The organism is Paenibacillus spiritus, assembly GCF_008710135.1.
In the GTDB taxonomy this organism is placed as follows: Bacteria; Bacillota; Bacilli; order Paenibacillales; family Paenibacillaceae; genus Paenibacillus_AQ; species Paenibacillus_AQ glufosinatiresistens.
In genome coordinates, this window is the sequence record NZ_VYKK01000022.1 from 194,768 (window position 1) to 208,457 (window position 13,690).

Sequence of the window (13,690 nt, forward strand, 5' to 3'; positions counted from 1 at the left end):
AGGGGGATTCGACTGAAATGACGTATAAATCGCTGGAACTGAACAAGCCGCTGACCTGGGAGCTGGAGGGCCTGGAAGTAGGGGTGACTTCCAACTGCAACTTCCGCTGCGACTACTGCTGCGCGTACAACCGCAATGACGGCCAAGGATTGGCCGGGAGCGAAGTCATTCGCATCCTGGAAGAGCTGCCTCATCTGAAGCGCGTCCGTCTGTCGGGAGGCGAGGTTACGCTCCGATATCAGGATTGTCTCGAGATTGTCGCTTACTGCGCATCCCGGGGCATCCAGACCCAGCTCAACTCCAACGGCAGTCTGCTGAACGGCGAGCGGATCGAACAGCTGGCGCAGGCCGGTCTGACGACCATTCACATTTCATTTAATTTCACGACAGCGGAGAAATTCTCGGACTACTATGGCATTCATCCTTCCGTCTACCGCAAAATCCGGGAAAATATCGCACTGTTCGCGAAGACTTCCGTCGATACGGTGCTTGAGACGCTGCTCTTCAGCGAGACCGAGCATCATATGCGCGAGATCAGCGACCATGTCTATGATCTGGGCGTGCGCACCCACGAAATCCAGAACAGCATTGTGATGGATCACAGCGGCTGGAGAGCGATCGCGGCCCGCGAGGCGCTGAAGGCGGCGGTGGAAGATCTGATTGCCCGCCGCAAGGAGGATATGACGCTCTATTTTACCTGCATGGACCGGTTCATGGATGCGCTCGGTTTCACTGAACAGCCCGGCGTCTATTTCCCGCATTGCATCGAGGGCAAGAAGCAGCTGCATCTGCACGGCAACGGCGATATTCTGATCTCCGAGCTGTGCCATCCCGTAATTATCGGGAACATTTACAGCGGCACTTCCCTGAAGGATATTTATCAGCCGATGCCCGAAGCATTGGCGGATTTTCTGGAACGGCAGCCCTGCCCGGCGCTGGATGCGCTGTTCCCGGCGGGTGTGAAGTAAGCAGGAAGGCGCTTAACTTCCTCCTCCCGGTGTTAATGAATAATTGAGGAAGGAGAGGATCATGTTGAAGAAAAAATGGTTCATCGCAAGCGCAGCCGCCGCTCTGCTGGCAACCGGTTCGGCAGGCGTGGTGGCCGGCGCCAATCTGCAGCAGATCAAGGCCTATCTGAACAACGGCCTCCGCCTTGAGGTGGACGGCGCTCCTTACACGCTGAAGGACGGCAACGGCAAAACGTTGGCCCCGATAACGTATGAGGGCCTGACCTACCTGCCGACCCAGGCGCTGGCGCGCGCCCTGGATGTTCCGATCGCCTATGATCCGGCGGCCAAGAAGATCGAGATCGGCGAAGGGGCAGGGCAGCCCAAGCAGCGGCCGCAGAATATGCCGTCGGACTTCCCGATTCCGCAGGATGCCGAGATCACTGTCTCCAGCGATACGGACGTCGGCGGAGTGCTTCAATCGAAGCTGGTCTATCTGACGCAGGAGAGTCTGGCCACAATGGGAATGGTCTACTCGGAGTATGGCCGGATCAAGGGGTTGGGCAACGCTACCCAGATGGTGACCTCAAGCAAGGTAATCGTCAAAGGCCGTCTCGGCGGCAGCAGTCCGCTGTCCGTTACAGGGGCACCCTCTGCCGAGAAGAAGGGCTATAACGAATTCACAATCACCTACTCCGAACAATAAAGCGCATTTGCGCAATACACGTCCACTGAAACCCGGGACGTTAGAACCCCTTTGGCAGCTGCCAAGGGGTTTTTTTGATGTTCGGGCTTTTTTCGCCGGGCGAACGGGGAGAAGAAAGCAGAGAAAGAGTGTCGAAATATGTAACTTGTGTACAATTAATCTCCGATAAAGAGGCATGAGCCAAATTTATCGGAAGAAGGTGCGAAGCCAATGTCAATTCGCCTGAAAATTTCAATGATTATGATCGCCTTAACTACACTATGTATCGCCGTTATGGGGGGATTTACCTATTTCAAATCCTCGGATGTGCTGACCGGTATGTCGGAGGAAGCCATGTTGAGCCTCGCATCCAGCAAATCGGAGACGATTGCCGCTATGATTGACAAGGAGCAGCGCAGCGTTGAGATGCTTGCCGAGCAGCAGGAGATTCGCGATTTGCTGGCCGAAGACGGGAAAGGCCGGCTTGAGAGCTCCAAAGATCTCCAGAACCGGGTGAATGCCAAGCTGACGACCTTCACGAAGCAGGCGGGGAACTGGGAACATGCCGTGGTCATGGGGATGGACGGCCAGGCGATTGCCGACAGCGATATCAAGACCGTCGGCAAGGACTTCAGCGACCGGGCCTATTTCAAGACCGCCATGTCCACCGGCGCTCCCGTGGTCAGCGAGACGCTGAAATCCAAGGCGACCGGCGCTTATATCGTTGTATTCGCGCAGCCGGTCCAGGCGGACGGGAAGACCATCGGTCTGGTCGTCTCGGCCGTCTACGCCAACAGCCTGATTACTTATTTGAAGGATACCGGAATAGCGGGCGCGGAGTCCAGCTATGCGTATCTGGTGGATGAGAAGGGCGTCATGCTCTACCATCCGGTTGCGGAGAAGATCGGGCAGCCGGTGGAGAACAGCCGTATCAAAGCCGTTGTCGACCGGGTCATGAAGGGTGAAATGCCGAAGAACGCCGTGGTTCAATATTCGTTCGAAGGCGATTTGAAGAAGGCGGCCTATACCGTTCTGCCCGAGACGCACTGGACGCTGGTGCTCTCTGCGGATGTGGGCGAGATCGTACAGCCGGTCAGCGAGATGACCCGGTTCCTCGCTCTCTTGGGGGCAGGCTGCCTGGTTCTGTCGCTGCTGGCCGGACTCTTCTCGGCGAACCGGATCGCCGCTCCGATTCAGAAGCTGACCCGGCTCATGAACAAGACGGCCGAGCTGGATCTGCGGGACGAGCCTGCTTATGAATCCATGCGAGGACTTAAGGACGAGACAGGAGCCATCGCCCGGTCCATCTTCGAGACGCGCGAGGTTCTTCGGACTACGGTAAGCCGGCTTGCCGATATCTCGGGCAGCGTGCTGGACAATGCGGGCAAGCTGGAGCAAGTGGCGCTGGAGATCCGGGAAGACTCCCATGACAACGGAGCGACGACGCAGCAGCTGTCGGCCGGCATGGAAGAGACAGCGGCATCGGCAGAGGAAATGACGGCCGCGATCCACGAGATCGGCGGCAATGTCCAGCAGATTTCCGGCCAGGCGAGAGAAGGAGCCGCCCTGTCGGCGGATATCCGGGACCGCGCCGAGCATCTTCGCCTGGAAGCGCAGGCATCGGCGGATAACGCATCCGCCCTGTACGATTCCGTCCGCAGCAATCTGGAGCATGCCATCGCCGAATCGGAGGCGATCCGCAAGATTCATACGCTGGCGGACACGATTCTGGCCATTACAGCCCAGACGAATCTGCTGTCGCTGAACGCGGCGATCGAGGCCGCGCGGGCCGGGGATGCCGGCAAAGGCTTTGCGGTCGTTGCAGGCGAGATCCGCAAGCTGGCCGACCGGTCCTCGGCGACGGCGGCGGGCATCCAGGAAGTCGTCCACAATGTCTATTCGTCGGTCGAACAGATGAAGGGCGGCTCCGAGAATCTGCTCGGATTTATGGACGCCCAGGTGCTGCCGGACTATCAGCGGCTGGTCGGAGTCGGGGAGCGCTACAGCGAGGATGCGGCCACCATCAGTCGGCTGATGGAACGCTTCGAGACCGAAGCCGATCATTTGAACGACACGGTCTCGGCAATTACAATCGCTGTCAGCGAAGTGGCGGCAACGGTAGGCGAGAGCGCGGCGGGCGTGCAGGATATCGCGGAGAAGACGTCGGATATCGTCGAGAAGACCCTCCAGGAAGCGGACATGGCCGATCAGAATATGCGGAGCGCGAGAGAACTGGAAGAGCTGGTGGAGAAGTTCAAGATCTAGAGACGGTTCAGCGAAGCCAAGAGGGTCCAGGCGGCGAGCAGCAGGAGCAATAGGGAGGAGACGGCGCTCAGACGCCGGAGAACCGAGCCGGTGAGCCGCCGCCGGACCTGATGCAGCAGCAGACAGAGGAAACTCCACCACAGTAGCGAACCGGCGAAGACACCGGCGGCGGGCAGCAGCGGAGAGCTTGCTTCGGAGCCGAGAGCCGCGGACAGGGACAGGAAGGCGATCAGAGTCTGCGGATTGGACAAGGTTAAGGCAAAAGCGCTGAACAGCGCCGCGGCGGGGCTTATCCTGCGCTGCGGCATCCGGCCGGGCGCGGATTGCCCGGCTCTTCGGCTCGCCTGGAGGCTTCTCCAGGCAAGCGCGGCCACAGCCGCGGCTCCGGCTGCGCGCAGCATGGCGGCGGCCGGACGGGCCGCCGCCTCCGCCAAGATGCGGATGCCGGCTGCCGCAGCCAGCGCGTAGAGTCCGTCGGCTGCGGCAATGCCGCAGCCCGTGGCCAGTCCGGCAGCCAGGCCGCGGGTAAGCGTACGGTTCATCACCAGCAGCGAGACCGGTCCCACCGGAGCGGCAACCAGCAGACCGAAGATCAGGCTGCCGGATAGAACCCCGATTCCGGATAGAACTCCGATCATGATGCGGAAGTTCCGGCCGCTGGAAGCGGAATATTGGGGGTCTCTTTGACGGTTCCCAGAATGATGGTCGTCCGGGTTCGGATGATTCCCGGCAGGCTCTTGATTTCTTCGCTGATGATCCGTTCCAGATCGCGGGTGTCCCGGCAGCGGACTTTAAGCAGGTAATCGTCGTCGCCTGCGGTATGATGGCACTCCTGAATTTCGGCCGTTTCCCGGACATAGTCCAGGAAGCTCTGCCGGTGTTCGGGCCGCTCCAGGGACACGGCGATCAGCGCCGCCAGCGGGCAGCCTGCCCGGTCAGGGTCGATTTGGGCGCAGTAGCCCCGGATCACGCCCTGCTCCTCCAGACGCCGGACCCGTTCAGCAGCAGCGGGAGGAGACAGGCCCAGACCGGCAGCGAGTTCGGACCACGTCATGCGGCCCTGCTTCATCAGGATCTGAAGAATTCTTAAATCGGTAGCGTCCATAAACAGCCTCCTTAGGAAGAGTCGGATTTTATTTGTTAGTGAATATAGATCAATTCCGTTTAAAATAAAGTGATAAATATCATTCAGTTCATTTTATGAACCGAATGTCGGTTGACGCGGGTGGTGAATGACTCCTGTGCCAAGCCGCTAGAGCGCCGATGAAAGCGCCGGAGTTCTCAGGCTTGGGTTCAGCTTCCTTCTGCTGTCATTCCCCCTGGCGTTTCAGCCGGTATTTATTAGAGTAATAGAAGCTTGCTAACTCTTTCCGCCTGTGATATATTCTTAATCACGGTGATTTAATCACCAACCCTAATTTGCGGTCGTGGCGGAATTGGCAGACGCGCACGGTTCAGGTCCGTGTGGGCTAACCCCCCGTGGAGGTTCGAGTCCTCTCGACCGCATCATAAAGCAAAGGCTCTTCTCAGGAAGGGCCTTTGCTTTTTTTGTATCAACGGAAGCAGGAAGGAATGGGAAGCAGGGCGAATGAAATAGACAAGAAAAAGACAAAATTTCCAGCTTCACTTCCAGAATTCCGGCCTTGTTCTCCCGCCCTTCTTCCTTGCGGGGCATGCGCCCGGACGATACCTTTAAGAATGATGCCGAAGATAGAGGCTTGCGCACGACGGAATACGAGTCGAATTAAAGGGGGATCAGCGTGTCCAAGATTTGGTACGAGCAGTTATATATGCGTTCATCGGTCGCTCTAGCGATCCTGTCACCCGAAGACGGCGTTATTCTGCAGGCTAATCCGGCCTTATCCCGGATGCTGCAGTGCGAAGCTGGCGAACTGGAAGGCATGCGGTACAGCGAAGCGCTGAATCTGTCCGACCTCTCCAAGCTGGAGCTGGAAGCAAGGCTGCCTCTGCCGTTCGGCAGGGAGTTGGAACCCCAGACGCTCATTCTGCAGGGAGCCCGCAGGAACGGGCTTCTCTTTCGGGCAGAGCTGAGTCTGTTCCTGGTCCCGGGGGACTCGGACCAGCCCTCCGCCGCTGTCGTGGCGGAACTGATCGACAAGACGGGAGATATCCCGCAGGCGGATCTCCGGGAAGGGCGTCTGCACTTATACCGGCTGATTACGGAGAATACGCCCGACCTGATCTCCTATTCTTCCCCGGATGGGGAGCTTCTCTATGTTTCGCCTTCGGTAACCCGCATTCTCGGCTACCGGCCGGATGAGCTGCTGGGCCGGCATCGCTCGGAGTTCTATCATCCGAAGAGCGCTGCCGAGGTGGACGGAGAGAACCGCAGGCTTCGGGATACCGACCGTTTTACTCGTCAGGTGCGTCATAAGAACGGCCATTACTTATGGATCGAGAATTCGTTCCAGATCGTCCGCGACCGCGACGGGAATGTGGAGCGGGTGCTGACCTTTGCACGGGACATCACGGAACGCATGAAGTATGAAGAGATGCTGGCCAAAGCCCAGCGTCTGGGCCGGATGGGTTCCTGGACATGGGAGAGAGAGAAGCAGCTGCTGACGGTGTCCAGAGAGACGTATCGTCTGTTCTTCGGTGAAGAGGAGATCGGGAGCGGCGGCAATATCGCTTGTCCGCCAGAACGCCTCCTGGGAATTCTGGAACCGGAGGAGGCGGAGAACTGCCGGAAGATTATCAGCGAGAGTATGCGGGACGCCCGGGGAGGGCGTCATATGCTGAGAATCGGGACCGGTAACAGCCGAAGGTTCATCGACTGCCACTGGGAGACGGTATGCGGCGAAGACGGGAAGGTCCAGTATGTGGACGGAATTGTTCAGGATGTGACTGAGCGGCATCTGATGGAGCGGCAGATTGAGATCAGCGAGCGCAACTACCGCTTCCTGTCTGATCACTCTCTCGACATGATCTCCCGCCATGCGGCGGACGACGAAGTGACTTTTCTGTTCGTCTCGCCCATCTGCCAAGGGATGCTCGGCTATCTGCCCGAAGAGATGATCGGCCGCTCGGCGATTTCTTTTATTCATGCGGAGGATGCCGGGCGGGTGCGGAAGCATTTGCAGTATACCCGGGAGGGCATGATCTCGGAACCGGTGCTCTTCCGTTTCCGGAGGAAGGACGGGAGCTTCCTGTGGGCCGAGACGGTGCAGAAGTATATCCGGACCGAAGAAGACGGCCAGTTGGAGGTGGTCGCCGTCACCCGGAACGCGACCGAGCGGAAGCAGTACGAAGCCGAGCTGGAGGAGAGCCGGACGATGTACGCCTCGCTCTTCGAGCACAACCCTTCCGGAATCAGCGTCATGGACCTTTCGGGCCGGACGCTGTCGGTCAACGCCAGCCTGATTTCGCTTACCGGGTACTCCCGAAATGATCTTATGCAGTCGGGCATGGAGGAGATTGTGGCGCTCGAAGAGCTGGAGAGAACCGAACTCCGCTTTGCCCTGGCGGCCGAAGGCCGGGCCCAGTCTTTCGAGAGCCGTGTTCTTCACCGGGACGGACATCTGATGGACGTCAGTCTGGTGCTCGTTCCGATCCGCATGGAGGGGGAAGTTACCGGCGTCTTCAGTATGGTGAACGATATTACGGAGCATAGGCGCCACCAGCGCCAGATCGAGAAGCTGAGCTATGAGCATGCGCTGATACTCAATTCGGTCTCCGAGGGCATCGTCGGTCTGGATACGGACGGCACCATTATCTTCATCAATCCTGCGGCCGGAACCATGCTGGGCTACGGAGAGAAGGACTGGAGCACGAACCGGCGGCTGGACACCATCCATGAAATGTGGTCCGGTGGTGACTGGCTGGCCGGGGGTTACCCCAATCTGGCGCTGACAACGGCGGAAGATCTGATGTACGCGGAACAGGAAGGCGTCTTCTGGCGCAGAGACGGATCCAGCTTTCTGGTTCGCTATCATGTGACCCCGCTCTATGACGGTGGATACCGCAAAGGAGCCGTCGTCGTCTTCCGCGACATTACGGAAGAGAAGGAGATTGTAAGGGCGAAAGAATCGGCCGAACGGGCAGACCGCGCCAAGTCGGAGTTCCTGGCGATCATGAGCCATGAACTGCGGACGCCGATGAACGGCATTATCGGCATGGCGGATCTGCTGACGGATACGGAACTGGACGAAGATCAGCGAAGCTACACGGAGATTATTGCCCAGAGCGGACGGACGCTGCTGCACATTCTGAATGAGGTACTGGATTTCAGCAAAATCGAGGCCGGCATGATGACGCTGGAGCCGGGGGAGGTCAAGCTGGGGAGCCTGATTCGCAGCGTGACGGATTTGTTCCTTCCCCGAATGGCCGAGAAGCGGCTGGAGCTGCGCAGCGAGATTGATAAACGGCTGCCGCTGCTCCTTGTCACCGACGAATCGCGGCTCCGCCAGATTCTGATCAATCTGGTCGGCAATGCCGTGAAGTTCACAGAGTCGGGCACGATTACGATTACGGCCGAACGGGAAGCTCTGATTCCCGAAGGCGGGCTGATTGTCCGTTTTACCGTCACCGATACGGGCATCGGGATTCCGCTTAACAGGCAGAAGGAACTGTTCCAGTCCTTCTCCCAGCTCCATCCTTCCATTAACCGCAAATACGGAGGCACCGGCCTTGGGCTCGCCATCAGTAAGAAGCTTGCCGAGCTGCTGGGCGGGACGATCGGTGTGGACAGCCGGGAAGGCAAGGGTTCGTCGTTCTACTTCACGATCGAGGCGGGGGTGTCTGCACCTGAAGAGCAGGAGAACGCCGAGGCTGTCCAGGCGCGGACAGATGCCGAAGCGGCCGCGGGAGAAGCCGCAGTCCGGGAGTCGGCCGCCGCGGTATGGACGGAGGACAAGTCGGGCCGCTTCGGACCGCTCTCGATTCTGGTAGCCGAAGATCATCCGGCCAACCGTCAGCTGATGCGGGCGTACCTCAACCGGCGCGGGTATGAAGCGGTGGTGGTGGAGAACGGCCGCCTGGCGGTCGAAGCCGTGAACGAAGGCGATTTTGATCTGGTGTTCATGGATATTCAAATGCCGGTTATGGACGGGCTCGAAGCGACGCTGGAGATTCGCCGCCGGCATCCCGAAAGGCCGGTAATCGTAGCCGTGACGGCGTTTGCCCGGAAAGATGACCGCGATATGTGTCTGCGGACCGGCATGCAGGACTTCATTTCGAAGCCGGTTCGGGTGGAGGAGTTGGACCGGGTGCTTAAGGAGCATGCCGGGAAGAGACCGGTCTGATCGCAGCAAGTCATCCGGGAGGCAGAAGCTATAAGGAGAGTGCGGCATGCCCGAAGACAATCAAGAGGCGGAAGCGGCCGCTTCCTACTGGGAGCGGCGTTTTGCCGCAGAAGGAATGATTTGGGGAGGAGCTCCCAGTCCAACGGCCGCGCATGCGTCGGCGTTGTTTCGCTCAGAAGGAGTACGGACGGTGTGGGTGCCGGGAGCGGGGTACGGACGGAACACGAAGGCGCTCTCGGAGGAGTTTCAGGTATCCGGCACAGAGATCAGCGCGTCGGCGGTCGAACTCGCCCGGGATTGGGACCCGCGGAGCGATATCCGTCAAGGTTCCATCCTGGAACCGCAGGAGGGTGAACGGGAAGTGGACGGCGTCTTCTGCTATGATGTCATTCATCTGTTTCTGGCCGGGGACCGCGGCCGGCTGGCCCGGCAGATCAGACGGAGGCTCCGGCCGGGCGGAGTGCTCTATCTCACCTGCTTTTCCGATGAGGATGTGAATTGCGGGCGCGGCGAGCAGCGGGAGCCGGGGACTTTTGTCTACAAACCGGGCAAGACGGCCCATTTCTTCGCCTTCGGAGAGCTTCAGGAGCTCTTCCCGGGTTTTGAGGTGATGGAAGAGGCTCACATTACGGAAGCCCTTCCGGGACCGGAAGGGCTTCATTCCTATCGGCTGCGCATTTGGGCGGCCAGGGCGGGAAGCCGGTCTGCTGCCGAATAGAACGGAGCGGTGCCCGGGCAGGGCCGGAGAGAGGAACGGTTCCCGCTTATCCGCTGCGTTCGCAGTCGGCGAACAGGATCAGGCGGGGAATCCGGAAGAAGGTTTCGGCTTTCTCCTGCATGGCTGCGGAAGGCAGATAACTGTGATGCAGCCACTTGCGGAAGGTGCCGGGATGGACGCCAATCCAGCGGCTGGCATCGGTCACGGAAATATCGTGAACCATGCAGAGTCCGGTGAGGATGTCGCTCCGCTTGGGGGCCTCCCCTGCGGCCTGCTTCATGAAGCGGGAAGGGGCGGGCTGGCAGAGCACCGGACTCTGGCGGATCAGCGCTTCATTGAACAGAACATGGGCCGGGTATCCCAAGTAGCGGCAGGTCTTGTCCAGATTGGTCTGGGACGGAATGCGGCCCTCGTAGATCCAGGCGCTGACGCTTCGGGAGGACACGGACAGTTCCTCAGCCAGTCGGGACAATTTAATATCTCTGGACATCAGTACGGCCATCAGAACCCGGTTGCGGATCTGGCTTCGCTGGGGACGGCGGAAGCGCTTTACCCGGACGCCCTTGCCCAGATATTTGCGGTTGATCTGCGACCAGGCCTGAATGCTGTGGTTCGCTGGCTGATTAGTGGACATACGGCCTCCAAATCGTTACGGAATGTGTAAATAATTCACGATTATACTACAATAAGCGAACCGGGCGAGGCAATGGATATTCTTGTAATCGTTTGCGCTTCTTTTCGCCCGGTGCGGGCTTGTGTTAAAATACAACAGATAAGAATCCTATGCGGATGGAGGCAGGAATCATTGATTAGACATTTGGTTTTGTTCAAGCTGAAGGACGGATCGCCGGAGAGCGTGGCCCGGACAGCCGCTGTGCTGCGGAATATGGAAGGGCGTATTCCCCAACTGCTGTCGCTTGAAATCGGAACCGACGTGCTGCGGTCCGAACGTTCCTATGATCTTGCCCTGACCGCAACGGTTGCCTCGCTTGAGGATCTTCAGGCTTATCAGGTTCACCCGGCGCATCAGGAAGTCATCGCCCACATCAACGAAGTCAAAGAGCAGTCGATCGCGGTGGATTACGAAGTGTAGGAGGCCCAATAAGCGATGTATTATGTCAACCGCAAGCAGATTGGCCGGATCCTGGACCAGATTCCCGTTATCGCCGACGGATTGCGTCAGGCAGCGGGCTCCTGGGACGGAAGCAGCCTCTGGGGACTTGTGCAGGAACGCTGTCTGCATCTGGCTATCGAAGTTGTCACCGACGCCGGGAGCTGCCTGATCGACGGGTTCATTATGCGCGATGCCGGCAGCTATGAGGATATCATAACGATTATATTTGAAGAGCGGGTGTTCGGCGGGGAGAAGCTTCACCGGATTCTGATGGATCTGGTCGCCCTCCGCAAGCCGCTCGTTCAGGATTATGCTGATTGGGAGCGGGGGCGCCTGCATCCGTTGACGAAGGAGCTGCCTGAAGCGCTGGAGGATTTTGCCCGGCAGGTGCAGAGCTACCTCGATCAGGAGCTCGGAGCGGAGACGGCTCGCTAACGCGACGGAGAGATTCCGGCCGGAATCCGTGAAATGAACCAAGGAGGAGGACCGGCGATGAAGAATGCGCAGGAGAGCGGATCGACCCGTCAGATGATTATGACCCTGCTCAAAATGAAGGGACCGCAGCCGATTGCCGCGCTGGCCGGTCAACTGGGGATTACGGAAATGGGCGTTCGCCGCCATCTTCTGACGCTGGAGCGGGAAGGACTGGCCCGAACCAAGGTGGTTCGTCAGGCTATGGGCCGCCCGCTTCATTTATATTCGCTGACTGACCGGGCGGATGATTATTTTCCGAAGAATTACCATCATTTGACGCTTGATCTGCTCCGCGAGCTGGAGCTTTCCAGCGGACGCGAAGCGGTCCACGGGCTGTTCGAGGGCCGCCGCCGCCGTTTGCTTGCCCAGTACGCGCCGACAATGGAGCGCCGGACGCTTGAGGAGCGGGTCGCGGAATTGACCCGGGTCCAGAACGCCGGCGGATACATGGCCGAGTGGAGCGCCGGAGAAGACGGCACCTACGAAATCCGGGAATACAATTGTCCGATCCGCCAGGTTGCCGTTCAATACGGCAAGGCCTGCCAGTGCGAACAGCATCTGTTCGAGGAGCTGCTGGACGCTAATCTGTCGCGGACCGAGTGTATGGCGGAGGGCGGCCACTGCTGCCACTATACGATTCGCCCGCGCACCCGGACGAACCCGGAACAATAAGGCAATTCTTCTGTCACCGGACGGCCTAAAGCTGCTTATGATGAAAGCAAGAGATAGGCATTCGCCCGTGCCAAAGGAGAGATGAAGAAATGAAGAAAGACACGAAGAAGCTGCTGTGGGGATTTGCGGCGGGGAGCGCCGTCGGGTCTGCGCTGGGTCTGCTGCTGGCGCCGAAGTCCGGCAAGGAGCTTCGTCAACAGATTGCGGAAGAGACCTCTGCGGGGCTGGAGAAGGCCCAGGATCTTGCTGCCCGGGTCGAAGAGAAGACCTCCGACTGGTATGCCAGAGCGAAGGACTCCGCCCTTCAGATTCGCGACGAGCTGGCCGAGTGGAAGAACCGCCGCTGCGCCGAAGACGGCCGGGAGATTCAGGCCGAGGTCAGCGGCCAGGCTGAGACGGAAGCCGGAACCGCAGCTTCGCCGGAGGAAGAAGAGAAATAATCCGGAGCCAGCCGGAGCCAAGCGGGCCGTTCCCTGCCAGGGGAACGGCCGCTTGGCATGCACGCGCGCGGCAGATCTTGAACGCGGCGGGCGAATGGAGTATGATCTGCAATTGTGGACGGATTGCCCGGTACCTCTGGTCGGCGTTCTACATAAGCTAATGAAAACATAATAAAGGAAGCGGTGTGTTTGTGCAGCAAGCTATAGCCATATTGGACTCGGGGGTAGGAGGACTGACGGTCGCCAAAGAAGTGATGCGGCAGCTTCCCCGGGAGAAGATCATCTACTTCGGAGACACCGCGCGAGCGCCCTATGGTCCACGTTCGACAGAGGAAGTGCGGACGTTCACCGAGCAGATTGTCGATTACCTGATTCAATTTGATCCGAAGATGATCGTCATTGCCTGCAACACGGCGACGGCGGCAGCGCTGGATTATATAACGGACAAAGTGTCGGTACCGGTTATCGGAGTGATCCATCCCGGAGCAAGGGCAGCAATCAGCGCGACCAAGACCGGGAGAGTGGGTGTCATCGGGACAGTCGGCACGATCCACAGCGGCGCCTACACCTCTGCATTGAAGCAGCTTTCTCCTTATATTGAAGTGGTGAGCCAGGCTTGTCCGGCGCTGGTGCCGATTGTCGAACAGGGCGTCTTTCGTTCGTCGGAGAGCTACAGAGCCGTGGAAGAATCGCTGAACGGCATCAAGCACGCGCCCATTGATACGCTGATTCTGGGATGCACGCATTATCCGTTCCTGGTGGAGCCGATAGGCCAGGCGATGGGGCCCGGAGTGAAGCTCATCAGTTCAGCGGACGAGACGGCCCGGGAAATCAGCACGATTCTGTATGATAAAGGCAAGCTCTCCAGCGGAGACGAGACGCCGGTGCACCAGTTCTTCTGCAGCGGCGATCCCGAAATGTTCCAGGCCATCGCCAGGGACTGGCTCGGAGAGCAGATTCAGCGGACGCCGGTCGTCTGGCAGGTGTCCACGCTGGGGGGAGCGGTCGGCCCCTCCGCTCCTTAATCCCGCACAAGCCCCGCAGGCCATGAAGCCTGCGGGGCTTGTGATGTTGCTTGGTTGCGTCAGAGCCGGATTCCCGGCAGGAAGAACAA

At 59.1% G+C, this 13,690-nt stretch carries 13 protein-coding genes and 1 tRNA gene; 11 read left to right on the plus strand and 3 right to left on the minus strand.

Going from position 1 to position 13,690, the window contains the following annotated elements; translation table 11 throughout:
- The first annotated feature begins 17 nt into the window (after nt 1-17).
- The 3 genes from F4V43_RS15765 (at nt 18) to F4V43_RS15775 (ending at nt 3,897) form a co-directional block, all read left to right on the plus strand.
- The gene (locus tag F4V43_RS15765) at nt 18-968 is read left to right on the plus strand and encodes a radical SAM protein (RefSeq protein WP_150459211.1); all 951 of its coding nucleotides are present in this window, start codon (nt 18-20) and stop codon (nt 966-968) included.
- A 61-nt stretch (nt 969-1,029) separates the two neighbouring features.
- Nucleotides 1,030-1,653 (plus strand): hypothetical protein, encoded by a 624-nt coding sequence (locus F4V43_RS15770; RefSeq protein WP_150459212.1) that lies wholly within the window; start codon nt 1,030-1,032, stop codon nt 1,651-1,653.
- Between the two features lie 210 nt (nt 1,654-1,863).
- Entirely contained in the window at nt 1,864-3,897 is a 2,034-nt protein-coding gene (locus tag F4V43_RS15775; RefSeq protein ID WP_150459213.1) for a methyl-accepting chemotaxis protein, read from the plus strand.
- Here the strand turns inward: F4V43_RS15775 and F4V43_RS15780 are convergent.
- Complete coding sequence (locus F4V43_RS15780) at nt 3,894-4,535, minus strand: LysE family transporter (protein WP_150459214.1); 642 nt, start codon at nt 4,533-4,535, stop codon at nt 3,894-3,896. The two genes, F4V43_RS15775 and F4V43_RS15780, sit on opposite strands and share 4 nt — an antisense overlap.
- Nucleotides 4,532-5,002 carry an Lrp/AsnC family transcriptional regulator gene (locus tag F4V43_RS15785; RefSeq protein WP_150459215.1) on the minus strand — a complete coding sequence of 157 codons (471 nt, stop codon included), beginning with the start codon at nt 5,000-5,002 and terminating at the stop codon, nt 4,532-4,534. The genes F4V43_RS15780 and F4V43_RS15785 overlap by 4 nt, the downstream gene beginning before the upstream one ends.
- A 316-nt stretch (nt 5,003-5,318) precedes the next feature.
- Here F4V43_RS15785 and F4V43_RS15790 point away from each other — a divergent pair.
- The 3 genes from F4V43_RS15790 to F4V43_RS15800 all read left to right on the plus strand — a co-directional run bounded on the left by F4V43_RS15790 (nt 5,319) and on the right by F4V43_RS15800 (nt 9,876).
- Nucleotides 5,319-5,403, plus strand: a tRNA-Leu gene (locus F4V43_RS15790).
- Nucleotides 5,404-5,657: 254 nt separating this feature from the next.
- Nucleotides 5,658-9,158: a PAS domain S-box protein gene (locus F4V43_RS15795; RefSeq protein WP_150459216.1), complete on the plus strand. Its 3,501-nt coding sequence runs from the start codon at nt 5,658-5,660 to the stop codon at nt 9,156-9,158.
- A gap of 46 nt (nt 9,159-9,204) precedes the next feature.
- Complete coding sequence (locus F4V43_RS15800) at nt 9,205-9,876, plus strand: class I SAM-dependent methyltransferase (RefSeq protein WP_150459217.1); 672 nt, start codon at nt 9,205-9,207, stop codon at nt 9,874-9,876.
- Between the two features lie 46 nt (nt 9,877-9,922).
- Here F4V43_RS15800 and F4V43_RS15805 read toward each other — a convergent pair whose 3' ends face one another.
- Nucleotides 9,923-10,510, minus strand: a complete 588-nt coding sequence (locus F4V43_RS15805; RefSeq protein ID WP_150459218.1) for a helix-turn-helix domain-containing protein — start codon at nt 10,508-10,510, stop codon at nt 9,923-9,925.
- A 171-nt stretch (nt 10,511-10,681) separates the two neighbouring features.
- Between F4V43_RS15805 and F4V43_RS15810 the strand changes: the two genes are divergently transcribed.
- The 5 genes from F4V43_RS15810 to racE all read left to right on the plus strand — a co-directional run bounded on the left by F4V43_RS15810 (nt 10,682) and on the right by racE (nt 13,601).
- Nucleotides 10,682-10,969 carry a Dabb family protein gene (locus tag F4V43_RS15810; RefSeq protein WP_150459219.1) on the plus strand — a complete coding sequence of 96 codons (288 nt, stop codon included), beginning with the start codon at nt 10,682-10,684 and terminating at the stop codon, nt 10,967-10,969.
- A 15-nt stretch (nt 10,970-10,984) separates the two neighbouring features.
- Complete coding sequence (locus F4V43_RS15815) at nt 10,985-11,425, plus strand: DUF86 domain-containing protein (RefSeq protein WP_150459220.1); 441 nt, start codon at nt 10,985-10,987, stop codon at nt 11,423-11,425.
- Nucleotides 11,426-11,482: 57 nt separating this feature from the next.
- Nucleotides 11,483-12,136: a helix-turn-helix transcriptional regulator gene (locus F4V43_RS15820; RefSeq protein WP_150459221.1), complete on the plus strand. Its 654-nt coding sequence runs from the start codon at nt 11,483-11,485 to the stop codon at nt 12,134-12,136.
- Nucleotides 12,137-12,225: 89 nt separating this feature from the next.
- The gene (locus tag F4V43_RS15825; RefSeq protein WP_150459222.1) at nt 12,226-12,576 is read left to right on the plus strand and encodes a YtxH domain-containing protein; all 351 of its coding nucleotides are present in this window, start codon (nt 12,226-12,228) and stop codon (nt 12,574-12,576) included.
- A gap of 191 nt (nt 12,577-12,767) precedes the next feature.
- A complete protein-coding gene (racE, locus tag F4V43_RS15830; protein ID WP_150459223.1) occupies nt 12,768-13,601 on the plus strand; it encodes a glutamate racemase in 834 nt (277 codons plus the stop codon).
- Nucleotides 13,602-13,690: the final 89 nt, after the last annotated feature.

Bases quoted from the DNA above. Each gene is read 5' to 3' on its own strand.
- F4V43_RS15765 (WP_150459211.1), top strand. From the start codon at position 18: ATGACGTATAAATCGCTGGAACTGAACAAGCCGCTGACCTGGGAGCTG.
- F4V43_RS15770 (WP_150459212.1), top strand. From the start codon at position 1,030: ATGTTGAAGAAAAAATGGTTCATCGCAAGCGCAGCCGCCGCTCTGCTG.
- F4V43_RS15775 (WP_150459213.1), top strand. From the start codon at position 1,864: ATGTCAATTCGCCTGAAAATTTCAATGATTATGATCGCCTTAACTACA.
- F4V43_RS15780 (WP_150459214.1), bottom strand. From the start codon at position 4,535: ATGATCGGAGTTCTATCCGGAATCGGGGTTCTATCCGGCAGCCTGATC.
- F4V43_RS15785 (WP_150459215.1), bottom strand. From the start codon at position 5,002: ATGGACGCTACCGATTTAAGAATTCTTCAGATCCTGATGAAGCAGGGC.
- F4V43_RS15800 (WP_150459217.1), top strand. From the start codon at position 9,205: ATGCCCGAAGACAATCAAGAGGCGGAAGCGGCCGCTTCCTACTGGGAG.
- F4V43_RS15805 (WP_150459218.1), bottom strand. From the start codon at position 10,510: ATGTCCACTAATCAGCCAGCGAACCACAGCATTCAGGCCTGGTCGCAG.
- F4V43_RS15815 (WP_150459220.1), top strand. From the start codon at position 10,985: ATGTATTATGTCAACCGCAAGCAGATTGGCCGGATCCTGGACCAGATT.
- F4V43_RS15820 (WP_150459221.1), top strand. From the start codon at position 11,483: ATGAAGAATGCGCAGGAGAGCGGATCGACCCGTCAGATGATTATGACC.
- F4V43_RS15825 (WP_150459222.1), top strand. From the start codon at position 12,226: ATGAAGAAAGACACGAAGAAGCTGCTGTGGGGATTTGCGGCGGGGAGC.